Origin of the sequence: Blautia sp. LMAG:36 (genome assembly GCF_008680535.1) — a bacterium.
Taxonomy (GTDB): Bacteria; Bacillota; Clostridia; order Lachnospirales; family Lachnospiraceae; genus Blautia_A; species Blautia_A fusiformis.
The window spans coordinates 295,549-307,614 of record NZ_NALB01000003.1 but is presented as its reverse complement, the minus strand read 5'-3'; the positions used below and the strand labels follow the sequence as shown (position 1 = coordinate 307,614).

Below are 12,066 nucleotides of genomic sequence, written 5' to 3'. Positions count from 1 at the left end.
CTTTATTTTACAGCTCCCATTGTCAGTCCGCTTGTAATATATTTTTGTGCACAGATGTAAAGGATAATTGTGGGAATAATGCACAAGGTGAGTCCTGCGATAAACAGATTCCACTGTGTGCTGGTAGCACTTCTGAACATGAAAAGATTTACCGTCAACGGTCTCAGTTCACTGTCTCCAATGAGAATACTTGGAAGCAGAAAGTCATTCCAGGACCACATAAAAAACAATACACCAATCGTGACCGTTGCTGGTTTAACAAGTGGAAATACGATCTGCGTCATAATTCGAAAAACTCCACATCCATCTATCGCGGCTGCTTCTTCCAGCTCCCGAGGTACATTTTTCAAAAATCCCGTAAATGTCAGAATTCCAAACGCACAGAAAAATCCAATATCAAGAATGATAATTCCTCCAAGAGAATTGGTAAGATTGGTATTTGTAGCAAGTACAGAAATGGGAATCATAACTGCATGAAACGGCACGATCTGTCCGAAAACAAAATACAGATACAGATTCTGTGAGATTTTCCCACGAAGATGTGAGATTCCGAAAGCGCCGGCAAACGATACAAACAGCCCGCCCAACATGGCTCCCAAAGTAATCACAACAGAATTTTTTAATGCAACTAAAAAATTCATGCTTTCCATGGCATTTTTAAAATTATCAAGATATAAGAATTTTGGTAATGCCAGAAAATCAGCCGCAATTTCCGGACTTGTTTTAATTGAATTCATAACTATCCACAATACCGGTAAAATAAAAATAAAGCCCAATATAAACATTGCTGCGGTACCTGCAATTTTCTTTTTCCATGTCATTATGACTGCACCTCTCTTTTTCTAGTAATATTAAGCTGAATCAAGGAAATTGCTGCTATGATCAAAAACAGGATCACCGATTTCGCACAGCCATACCCCATATTAAAAGTTCCAAATGCATCATCATAAATATTCATGGCAATCGTCTGTGTTGTTTTTGAAGGTCCGCCGCCTGTTAAAGCGTAGTTAATATCAAATGCTTTAAATGCATTTGCAATAGATACAAACAGATTGATCGTAATCGTTGGCATCAGAAGCGGAAGCTGGATTTTTATAATACGATTCAGGCCCACACATCCGTCAATGCATGCCGCTTCCATCACATCAAGAGGAATCGACTGCAAACCTGTGATGTAAAGGATCATCAAAAATCCCAGACCCTGCCACACGGTAACTACTGATACCGCCGCAAATGCTGCTGTCGAACTCCCGAACCAGCTGAAACTTTTTACTGCTTCCGAATGTAAGAGTTCTCCAATTATTGGTGTTACTTTCTGAAAAATAAATGTCCACGCCAAGGCGATCATAACTCCACTGATAATATTCGGAATAAAAAAGAACGCCCGGATCACTGGCTTACCGAAAATATGTGTATTCAACGCCAGAGCTATAAAAAAAGCCAGTACATTGGTCAGAACAATCGTAACCACTGCAAGTTTAAACGTCAAAAACATGGATTGTATAAAATCTCTATCATGAACCAAATCGACAAAGTTTTTTATTCCGATCCAGTTATGCGTTCCTTTGATCAGATTCCAACTGAAAAATGAATTCGGGATCGTTCCAAAAATTAACGGTCCTGCCAGCGCAAAGGTATAAATACACAGTGCCGGCAGCACAAGAAGGAAATAATATTTTTTCTGTTTTCTGTATAAAATGTCCGACATGTTTCCTACCCCCGTATATAGCAGGCGGACTTTTAAAAGTCCGCCTGTTTTCCTGTGTGTTTATTCTTCTGCAAGCTTTTTAAATCCTTCATCAAGCGCATCCAGTGTCTGATCTTCATCGGTTATTCCTGCAAAATACCCCTGGACATCATCGCCCAGAACATCGCTTGCTCCGCTTGGAAGCTGATTCCACAAAGTACTTCTAACCTTTCCTGCATCCATATACGCTTTCAGATCTTTATAATAATCCTTACTTGCAATTTCATCATCTGCTTCAATGTCCATGCAAGCCATAAAGCCGCCGTAGCTGTTGGTCACTGTTTTCAGCCAGTCCCCACCATCTCCGATATAATCAAGCACCTCCAGGGCTTCATCCAAGTGTTCCCCGTTTGCGTTGGCCACGATCGCATCTGTTGCACATGCCACAACTTCTGCATCATCTGCGTTGTCACTTACTGGAACTGCAAAAAATCCGATGGGAAGATCCTGTGTTACACTTCCTACAGAAATCGTTGCCGCATCTGAAAGAAAGATCATTGCTGCCTCCTGGTTTGCAAATGCATAAAATCCTGTGGCCGCATCCGAATCCATATAATTCTGTCCGGAATTTTCTTTCATAAGATCCATAAAATCAAAGACTCTGTCTACGCCATCCACCTTAAAGCTTCCTTCTCCCTTATTCATGGAATCCAGCCAGCTGTCGATCTTATCTTTTCCACCAAGTACTCCTCCGAACAAGGAGCAGAATTCCTGACTTACTGTCCAGTTATCTTTATAAATAGCGGTAAATGGTGTAATATTCGCAGCCTGAAGTTTTTCACAGACTGCTTTCATCTCATCAAAAGTTTCCGGCACTTTTTCAATTCCTGCTTTTTTAAAAAGATCTTTATTATAAAGTACACCCCACCATTCATACATCTGTGGAAATCCCCACACTTTGCCATCATAAGTAACTGCTTCTTTTGCATTGTCATAAAGTTTGTCCACAAACTCATGATCGCTTACGTCTGCCAGCAGCCCGTTCTGTGCAAAATCATATACCTGGGAATAAGAACTTACTTCAAAAAGATCCGGCAGATCTTTTGCCGCTGTCTTTGCTCCAAGATACTGGTTATAATCTCCGGACTGCATCTCCACAGATAATTTTATATTATCATGAGTCTGATTAAACCCTTCCGCTGCCTTATTGTAAATATCCGCAGCTCCGGAAGTCCACACTGCCATCTTGATCTCAACTACATCGTCTGCATTTTTCAGATTACTTTTTGCGTAAACCGGCATCACTGTTCCAACAAGCCCCATTGCCATGAGCGCTGCCATTGCGCACGCTGTCACCTTTCTTCTCTTCATTTGTAAACCCTCCGTTCTTTTTTGATGAACTCATTATATTATAATTTTTAATATCAAAACAGTGCACACTTCTTGACATTATGTGTCACTTTTCATAATATGTATTGGTTTTTTTTGCTCATCATTATATAATAATGCCAAAAGGAGGGGTAAGAATTGTTTTCTATTACTGCAAAATTTAAAGAACACTCTATAAAATTTCGAATTCTTGTCATCGTTCTTCCAGTTGTGATCCTCAGTTATATCATTTTGTTATCTTCTTTTTATATGATTTATGTAAAAGAATCCCGTAACAATATTCTTCTGGAACATGAAAAGAATACTCTGTCTATCGCCAAAAATACAGCCAGTTATTTTTCCTCACTGAACTCCAACATTGATCTGCTGCTTTACGGAACAGAAATTCAGTCTCTGATCCATTCCTATGCAGACAAAAAGCTCAGTCCGGAAGAAGTTCAGTCCCAGTGTAACACCCTTTTCTCCACATATCTTTTAGGTGCTCAGTCTAAAATTCAACGGGTTTATATTGTTCTGACCGATAATGGGATTATTTCCAATCAGACTATTTATAATTCCACCCTGGAACAACAGGAACAAAAACTGGAGCAGCTCAGTGAGTATCTAAAACAACCAAAGGGAACCCTCTGTTATTACTATTCTCCAAAGGAACCTTATACCATCACTGCTGCCAAAAATATTTTTGATATCCAGAAGCCGGAAAAAAAGATCGGTATTTTACTGACTGAGATCAATATCCGGTTTATGGTGGATATGATCACGGAACATCAGGATTCCGAATATAGTTATTATTCCCTTTTTCAAAATAGTGACCTGGTATATACAACTTCCCCCTACGCCCCATCCGTCACAGCCAGCATGAATATGAATTATCACTCCCACAGGGGGAACAATAATTTTTATGCCATCCGCTATTCTGTAAACGATTTCCTGCAAATCGGAGGGCTTCTCAACACAACCGGCGCATTTCATTCGATCAATCGTGTATGGCGTCAGCTACTGGTTATTTCCATATTTTTTCTCTTGATACTGGTTTTCGCCGTTATTCAGATTTCAAGAACCATATCCCAGGAATTTCAGGTTTTTATCACCAAATTAAAACAAACTTCTGTTGCCGATGAAACCGCCCTGATCCACACAGTTTCCAGCAACGAATTTTCTGAGCTGACAAAGGAATACAACCATATGCTCCTGCGCCTTCAGGAATCCGGAAAGAAAATCACAGAACAGCAGATTCTTCTGAAAAACGCAGAGCTGAAAACGCTTCAGGCACAGATCAACCCACATTTTCTTTACAATACCCTGGACTGTATCTCAAGCCTGGCATCTCTTGAAAAAACAGCGCAGATTACAGATATCGTTCCAAAACTGGCTGATATCATGCGAATGAGCATCAAAGGCCCTGATCTTCTTCCTATTTCAGAAGATCTAAATTACGTAAGAGAATATTTGGATATTCAGAAAATGCGTTTCCAGGATCGGCTTCTTTTTCTGATCGAATGTAACGATCCCATGGAAGATCTGTATATCCCAAAACTGATCATACAGCCGGTCGTTGAAAACGCTATCATACATGGTATCAGTGAATCTGTGGAAAATGGCTTTCTTTCTATTCAATTATTTACTTTTAAAGACGATGTACTGATCAAAGTCTATAACACCGGCCCCCTGTTTTCTCACCAGGTAATTGAAAAGATTCACTCTGTATCACAAACTTCTTTTTCCGACCAGAAAAGCATTGGGCTTATAAATATTCAGATGCGGCTACGGTCCCAATTCGGAAATTCCTATGGACTGCTTCTTGAAAATATGGAAGACCGTACTTCTGTATGTGTTACGATCCGTATTCCACAAATACATCAAAGGGAGGACCTGACAAAATGAAAATTCTGATCGTTGATGATGAAAAGATCATCCTGGAAAAACTTAAAATGTATATTTCACAGATTTTTACAGAAAAAGAGAATATTTTTACTTCTGACAATGCAGCAAAAGCACTGGAGATCATATCCTCCCGGCAACCAGATATCATTCTTACGGATATCCGTATGCCTGGAAAAGACGGCCTGTATATTTCTTCTTTCGTGCATAATAATTTTCCAGATAAGATCGTAATACTGATTACCGGTTTTTCTGATTTCAAGTATGCACAGACAGCGATTAAAAACCATGTTTTCGATTATATCCTAAAACCAGTAGACGAAAACGTCCTGAAAGAGTCCGTATTGAAAGCTATACATACTATCACAGAACGGAAAAATCAGGCGATCATGCGCAAAAAATATGAATCCTATCTAAAAGAAAATATCAGAAATCTTCAAAAAGATTTTTTTGAACGGTTGCTTTTCAGGAACACCACTTCCCTTTCTTCTTCTTTTCATGAAGAAGTCACCATGCTCCGCCTGGATCATATTAAAAGCTATTACCTTTTATACTGCAAATGTTCTACAACAGTTTCAAAAGATCTGGAAAAAGAATATTACTTTACGCATATCGCCGAACATTATCTTCAGGAACAGATTCCGGGAGCTCTTATTTTTTCTTATGGAAACGCTTTGTATTCCTTATGTCCGGACATTGATGAAAAACAGCTTACAAAAATAACTAATTTCATACATGGGGAACTGAAAAAGAATCACGTTCTCATGTCCGCAGCCATCAGCAGTCACTCTGAGAATCTGTCTGAAATTCCCCTGCTTCGAAGCCAGACTGTAGAAATTTTTAATACCCTGAAAAATTCCAGTCATTTTGTCATGCTCTACCGTGATCTGGAAACCAACCCCGTTGCTGTCATGTATGAAAAATCCAACTATTTTCAGGTTCTTCTCAATTCCCTGTCTTCCGGTGACAAAACAATGATTCAAAAGCATTTTGATGAAATCTCCCAGTTTTTCACCCGGCAAACTCCTGATGAGTTCAACAGTTTCATGTATAGTTTTATGACTCTTTTTCTTTCTTTTTTTCAGTCAGCTTCCACGGAACTGTCAGATTCGGTACGTCAGATCACCAAAACACAGAAAGAGCTTTTTTCAACCTCCTTACTTCCGGAAAAAAAGACTGAAATATTTCAGGACTGGATGTTTCAGATTGCAGGCCTTCTGAATACTGATAAAATTAATAAAAACAACTACCTGACCAGTCAGCTGATTGAATATATCCGCGCAAATTATGAAAAACCTCTGAGCCTATACAGTATCGCTGATGAATTTAACCGAAGTACTCCTTATATCAGCAGACTGATCAAACAGACAACCGGCAAAAATTTTACGGATCTTCTTACCGATCTGCGTATCCAGAAAGCTAAAGAATTGCTGAAAACTTCTTCCTATCACGTAAATGAGATATCCCACATGGTAGGATATCCCAATTTTCGTTACTTCAGCCGTATTTTCAAGCAGCAGACCGGTATGACTCCCAATGATTACCGGAAGATTTCCTGCCGTTTTCACTGAATTTTTATACTACTTCCCACACTATCCCCACCGCATTTTTTTGTAACGATGATCTTATTTTCGATCCGCTCTTTCAATTCTGACACATGTGAGATAATTCCTACCAGCCGTTTTCCGTCGGCCAGACTTGTCAGGGCTTTCAGGGCCTGTTCCAGGGATTCCTCATCCAAGGATCCGAATCCTTCATCTACAAACATGGAATCCAGCCGGATTCCCCCTGCGCAGGCCTGGATCTCATCAGACAGGCCCAGTGCAAGGGACAGAGATGCCTGGAAGGATTCCCCACCGGACAATGTCTTTACACTTCGTTCTGTTCCGTTATAGTGATCTATGACATTCAGATCGAGACCTGCTTTTTCTTTCTGATTTTTGCTCTGCTCCTGGCGTTTCAGTTCGTACTGACCGCTACTCATGGTCATAAGACGGAGATTGGCTCTTCGCAGGATCCGGTCAAAATATGCCATCTGGATATAAGTTTCCAGCTCGATCTTTGCCTTTCCGTTCAGTTTTCCATTGGCTGTATCCGAAAGATTTTTCATCCAGACATATTCTTTTTCCGCCGCAGTCATTTCCGTCTGACGTACCTGCACTTTATGATATATTTCCTCATTTCCCTTCTGAACAGAAAAAAGTGCTTTTCGTTTTTCCGAAAGCTGTGTTTTCTCTTCCCTAAAACGGCTGTACTGCTCTCTGAGCGCATCCTCATCTACTTCTCCGATTTCTTTTTTCTGCTCCTCAAAGTTTTTTACAACCGCTGTTATTCTTTCCTTTTCCGCCCGGATCTCCTGTAATTTCTGTTGAGCTCTTCTGCTGCTTTCTTTCAGCTCTTCATACAGCTTCCTCTGTGTTTTTATTTCCTGTTCCAGAGATTCTTTTCCACCTTCTCCGATCTCTTCGTTCAGCTCATCCACTTTCTGTGCTTTATTCTTCCTCTCTGTTTCCAGACGTACGATGTCCTGTACAGCTTCATTGATAACTCTTCCCAGTTCTTTCAGAGTCTTTTCTCTTTCTATGATCAGCTTCTCAAGATCCTGTTTCTGTTTTGCTTCTTTTTCCTTTCCCTGAACTTTTTCTGACAGGCAGCTGAGCATATCCTGTATCTGTCTTTCAAATCCTGCAGCTGTGTTGTCCGTCACTTCTCCATTTCCTGACACCAGACTTTTCTGAATCAGTTTTCGGATCTCTTCTGCTGTTATCTGCTGCTGCTTTTTGTTTTCCACGTCTCTTGTCTGAAGACCGGCCTGTTTTCTGTCACATTGATTTTTCTCTTCCTGTAACTGAACGATCTCTGTTTCCAGCTTTTCGATCCACGTTTCTGTTTCGTTCTTCTTTTTTTTACGTTCTATTGCTATGCGAATCTCTTCCTCGCTGTCTGCCAGCTGCTTTTCACATTGGTCCTGTTTTTCTTTCAGCAAAGGGATCAGCTTTTTCCATTCCGTCTCATGTAAAAGCTCTTGTGCCTCCCTCTGGATCTGATGCCATAATGTTTTCTGGCGTTCTTTTCGTTTTCCTACTTCCACACTCTGCGTATTTGCGTCATTCTCCAGTCTGTCCAGTTTTTGTTTCTCTCTGTCCAGGATTTCCTGATCCACAACCTGTCCTTTGGGAAGTATTCCCGGACGCGGATGCTCGAAAGAACCACATACCGGGCATGGGCAATCCTCTTTCAGTTCCTGCGCCAGGAGCCCTGCCTGCGCGTCCAGAAAACTCTGAAACAGTTTCTGGTAAACTTCTCTCTGCTTTTGTACTTTTTCAATGGAAATCTTATATTTTTCCTGCTGCTCTTTCGTGGCATTATAAGCCCCTTGAAACTCCTTAACCAGAGCAATCAGTCCTTCTAATTCTTTCTTTTTCCGAAGCCCTTCTGTCTTTTTCGTCTCTGCCTTCTGAAGTTCCAGCTCCGCGCTGTCCAACAGCGCCTTGTCTTTCTTTTGCTGCTCCAGCTCTTCCTTCTGCTGCGTTTCTTTCCGGATGATTTCTTCCTGCCATCCATCTATCTGTTTCTGTTCTTTTTTGATCTCTTCTTCCGTCAGCAGACAGCTGTCATAGCTTCGTTTTTCACTGTCCAGTTTATCGTACTCAAACTTGTATTTTTGTAGTTCTTCTCCTGCATCTGCCAGTATTGAAAGGCGTTTTTTTTCTTCCTCATCTTTTTTCTGCAAAAGCTGCTCTTCGGAAATATCCTTCTCTTTTTTTTCACTGACTGTTTCAAGCTTTCCTTCGATTGTTTCCAGCTCTTTTTTCAGCTTTTCCAGCTCCTGATATTTTTTCAGCTTTTCTTCTTTTTCACGGATCCTGATTCCAAGCTCTTCACATCTGTGATCTGCATCTTTATATTTTTCCGCCACTTCTACTGCAAGCTGTAGAAGTGGTGTTAATTCTTCCAGATCTTTTTCCGCTTTTTTCTTTTTCAGCTCCAGATTTCGTTTCTGAGCCACAAGATTTTGTGCCTCTTCTGATTTTCGTATATCCTGATTAAGCGAGTCTTCTTTTTCCCGGAGCTCTTTTTCCTGTGCTTCACCATATTCCAGAAACTGCTTCAGAAGTTCCAGACTCCGCTCCAGTTTTCCCTCGAATTTTATCTTTTTCAGTTCGTCAAATTCCTCTGCCTCCTGCCATGAAGCAGTCTCCGTTTTCACTCCATCCAAATACTGGGCAATACTGCGGCGCATTTCATCATATTCCTTATATCTGGCTATTGACGCATCCTTAAGTTTCATCTGAATCTGCTGATAAAGTCCTGTGTGAAAGAGCTGTCGGAAGATCTCTCCTCTCTGTGTAGTTCCTGCCAGAAGTAATTTCTGGAAATCCCCTTGGGCGATCATTGCGATCTGTGTGAACTGATCATAACTCAGTCCCAGAAGCTGTTCCACTGCCACAGTAACATCTTTTGCCTTTGTCACCGGCTGCCGGTCATCCGGATAGATCAGCTGTGCCTCAGCTTTCCTAAGAGTCTGTCCGGTGCCTCTTTTTTTCGGAGCCATATATTCCGGACTCCGGCGCACGTGATAGATTTTCCCCTGATAGGAAAAAACAAGCTCCACAAAAGTCTCCGTGGAATCTTTTGCATACTTACTCCGGAACATGGCGGATTCCCTTACCTCTCCACTGGCTCTTCCATATAACGCAAAGGTGATCGCATCAAAGATCGTAGTTTTTCCCGCTCCGGTGTCACCGGTGATCAGGTAGAGACCGCCCTCTCCAAGCTTTGAAAAATCAATCTCTGTTTTGTCTGCATAGGGCCCGAAGGCACTGATGGTCAGTTTTTCCGGTCTCATTGTTTCACCTCCTGGATCTTACGGATCAGATCTTCGGAATATTTCCGCTGTTCTTCATTCATGGGCTGGTTATTCTGCAGTTCAAAAAATTCCTCAAAATATTCCAGCTCGGATTTCCTTTTCACCGTTTCTGTACCTGCGATCTCCTGGTTTTCTCTTGTACGTCGGTTATCATATTCCAGCCTCATCAGATTCGGATAAACAGTACGGAGCTTCTGCATTCCATCTACAATATCTTCTTCATCTGTCAGCGTGATCTGCACATAATCCTCTGTGTTTGTGTCCTGATAACTGGACAGTGATGTGATCTCCATGTATGTGCCTTTCAGTTTTCGCATATCCCGAAGAGGCTTCAGCGGAATCTCCCTGATCCTGAGATTTCCTTTTTCCAGAAGCTCCACAACTGTCACGGATTTCTGCTGTCCTGCCTCGGAAAAAGAATATTTCAAAGGAGTTCCGCAGTAGCGGATGTGCTCGCTTCCCACATTCTGAGGACTGTGGATATGGCCAAGTGCCACATAGTCAAAATCCCGGAACACATCTGCCTCCACCTGGTCGATACCTCCAACGGAGATCTCTTCAGAATCGCAGCGCATGGCACCGACCACAAACTGATGGGCGATCAATACATTGCGATAACGTTTATCAATCTCCATATGTGCAACTGCTGCCTGCACTGCCTCCTGGTAGGTACGGATCTCATCCACCTCTTCTTCTCCTTCCAGTCCGTGCCTCACAGTTGCCGGACGCACAAATGGAAGCAGATGGATCCAAACTTCTCCATAGCTGTCCGTTAAACAGTACTTTTCTGTTTTTCCATCGTATACCGGGGACATACAGATCCCGCTGCTGCTCATGATCTGTGAACCGAAAGCGATCCTTTCCGCACTGTCATGATTTCCGCTGATGGCATACACCGGGAGCTTCCGCTTTGCAAGCCTGGTAAGAAACCGGTCAAAAAGCTGCACTGCCTCCGCCGAAGGAACCGGTCTGTCATAAAGATCACCGGCGAGAAGGATCCCATCCGGTGCTTCTTCATCAATGATCCTCAGGATTTCATTCAAAATATATTTCTGATCTTCGATCATGGAAAACTCATTGACACGTTTTCCTAGGTGAAGGTCTGATAAATGGATCAGTTTCATCGATCACCTCCTGCGCTCACCCAGCCTCCGAACAGTTCCGGTGCAAGGTCGATCTCACAGGCATCCAGCACATCTTTTAGCTGTGAAGGATTGCTGACGCCGGTTACAGGCACAGCCTGGAATGGCTGATGGAAAAAGTACGCCAGGGACAGGGCCTGCAGGCTGTGGCCGGTTTCTTTCTGCAGCTTTAACAGCTTCTGATAGGTGCGAAGGTTTGTCTCGTTCCAGTAGGATTTTTTCATACTTTCTGAAAGATCTGTGATCTGTGATTCTTTCTCCCGCATCCAGGATTCATCCATCTCTGCTTCTGTAAAGGAAAGCCCCATTTTCTGAAGTTTTGAAAAAAATCCCATTGCAGTGGAAGAAAACGGAACGGCAGCAGCACCTGTCTCACAGTGCCACTGATATTCTTCTCTGGAAAACTCCACAAGTGTAGGATCCGGATTTGTATTTCCTCCGGGATTGATTCCTGCAAGACTCCACTGATTGGATACTGCTGTGATTCCTGAAAGATTTCGTTCTCTCAGACACTGAGCAATTTCTTTCAGCCTCTCTGTGCGGTAATTGGAAAATCCATAATAACGGATCCTGCCTTCTTTTTTCAATTCTTCCAGAATATCCACGATTTCCTCCGCCGGTTTCTCCGGATCATCTCTGTGAAGCCAGTAAAAATCCATCTCATCTTTTCCCAGTGTGCGGCAGCTCTCATCCAGATCCATGCGGATATCTTCTTTGTTCACTCTGCTGTGGCCCGGATCCTCAAAGGAATAGTGCGCGCCCTTCGTTGCCACAATAACTTTTCCTTGCATGCCACTCTCTTTCAGCCATTTTCCTATGATCTGCTCACTGCAATTTCCATGTCCTTTTAGCCATTTGCAATAGACATTTGCCGTATCAATAAAATTTCCGCCTGCGCGTACAAATGCGTTCAGAATCTCAAAGCTTTTTTCCAGGTCTGATTTATCTCCAAATCCTGCTGTTCCGAGGCAGATAGGACTGATGTTCAGATCTGTATTTTTCAGCTGTATATATTTCATCTACGTAACCTCCCGTATTCATATATATCTTTTTCTATTATAACTTTTTTCCGTAGATCCGAACAGTATATTTCCCAA

8 protein-coding genes are annotated in these 12,066 nt (G+C 42.0%); 2 read left to right on the top strand and 6 right to left on the bottom strand.

All coding sequences use genetic code 11. The annotated features are described in order from the left end of the window. Window positions 1-2 precede the first annotated feature (2 nt). The 3 genes from CCC17_RS01595 to CCC17_RS01585 all read right to left on the bottom strand — a co-directional run bounded on the left by CCC17_RS01595 (window position 3) and on the right by CCC17_RS01585 (window position 3,058). Entirely contained in the window at window positions 3-737 is a 735-nt protein-coding gene (locus CCC17_RS01595) for a carbohydrate ABC transporter permease (protein ID WP_243101071.1), read from the bottom strand. 83 nt (window positions 738-820) lie between these two features. Next, window positions 821-1,708 carry a carbohydrate ABC transporter permease gene (locus CCC17_RS01590; protein ID WP_118513151.1) on the bottom strand — a complete coding sequence of 296 codons (888 nt, stop codon included), beginning with the start codon at window positions 1,706-1,708 and terminating at the stop codon, window positions 821-823. Between the two features lie 60 nt (window positions 1,709-1,768). Then, window positions 1,769-3,058 carry an ABC transporter substrate-binding protein gene (locus CCC17_RS01585; protein ID WP_021651522.1) on the bottom strand — a complete coding sequence of 430 codons (1,290 nt, stop codon included), beginning with the start codon at window positions 3,056-3,058 and terminating at the stop codon, window positions 1,769-1,771. 156 nt (window positions 3,059-3,214) lie between these two features. On the opposite strand from CCC17_RS01585, the gene CCC17_RS01580 reads away from it, so the two are divergent. After that, complete coding sequence (locus tag CCC17_RS01580) at window positions 3,215-4,960, top strand: sensor histidine kinase (RefSeq protein ID WP_287082392.1); 1,746 nt, start codon at window positions 3,215-3,217, stop codon at window positions 4,958-4,960. After that, window positions 4,957-6,528 (top strand): response regulator transcription factor, encoded by a 1,572-nt coding sequence (locus CCC17_RS01575; protein ID WP_287082391.1) that lies wholly within the window; start codon window positions 4,957-4,959, stop codon window positions 6,526-6,528. Before CCC17_RS01580 ends, CCC17_RS01575 begins: the two co-directional genes overlap by 4 nt. Here the strand turns inward: CCC17_RS01575 and CCC17_RS01570 are convergent. From CCC17_RS01570 to CCC17_RS01560, 3 genes are read right to left on the bottom strand one after another with little or no spacing between them, the layout of a single operon-like run. Continuing rightward, a complete protein-coding gene (locus CCC17_RS01570) occupies window positions 6,522-9,806 on the bottom strand; it encodes an SbcC/MukB-like Walker B domain-containing protein (RefSeq protein ID WP_287082390.1) in 3,285 nt (1,094 codons plus the stop codon). The genes CCC17_RS01575 and CCC17_RS01570 overlap by 7 nt on opposite strands. Continuing rightward, the gene (locus CCC17_RS01565; protein WP_015525939.1) at window positions 9,803-10,951 is read right to left on the bottom strand and encodes an exonuclease SbcCD subunit D; all 1,149 of its coding nucleotides are present in this window, start codon (window positions 10,949-10,951) and stop codon (window positions 9,803-9,805) included. Before CCC17_RS01565 ends, CCC17_RS01570 begins: the two co-directional genes overlap by 4 nt. Continuing rightward, window positions 10,948-11,988: an aldo/keto reductase gene (locus CCC17_RS01560; RefSeq protein WP_287082389.1), complete on the bottom strand. Its 1,041-nt coding sequence runs from the start codon at window positions 11,986-11,988 to the stop codon at window positions 10,948-10,950. The genes CCC17_RS01565 and CCC17_RS01560 overlap by 4 nt, the downstream gene beginning before the upstream one ends. Between the last annotated feature and the right edge of the window lie 78 nt (window positions 11,989-12,066).

Bases quoted from the DNA above. Each gene is read 5' to 3' on its own strand.
- CCC17_RS01595 (WP_243101071.1), bottom strand. From the start codon at position 737: ATGAATTCAATTAAAACAAGTCCGGAAATTGCGGCTGATTTTCTGGCA.
- CCC17_RS01590 (WP_118513151.1), bottom strand. From the start codon at position 1,708: ATGTCGGACATTTTATACAGAAAACAGAAAAAATATTATTTCCTTCTT.
- CCC17_RS01585 (WP_021651522.1), bottom strand. From the start codon at position 3,058: ATGAAGAGAAGAAAGGTGACAGCGTGCGCAATGGCAGCGCTCATGGCA.
- CCC17_RS01575 (WP_287082391.1), top strand. From the start codon at position 4,957: ATGAAAATTCTGATCGTTGATGATGAAAAGATCATCCTGGAAAAACTT.
- CCC17_RS01570 (WP_287082390.1), bottom strand. From the start codon at position 9,806: ATGAGACCGGAAAAACTGACCATCAGTGCCTTCGGGCCCTATGCAGAC.
- CCC17_RS01565 (WP_015525939.1), bottom strand. From the start codon at position 10,951: ATGAAACTGATCCATTTATCAGACCTTCACCTAGGAAAACGTGTCAAT.
- CCC17_RS01560 (WP_287082389.1), bottom strand. From the start codon at position 11,988: ATGAAATATATACAGCTGAAAAATACAGATCTGAACATCAGTCCTATC.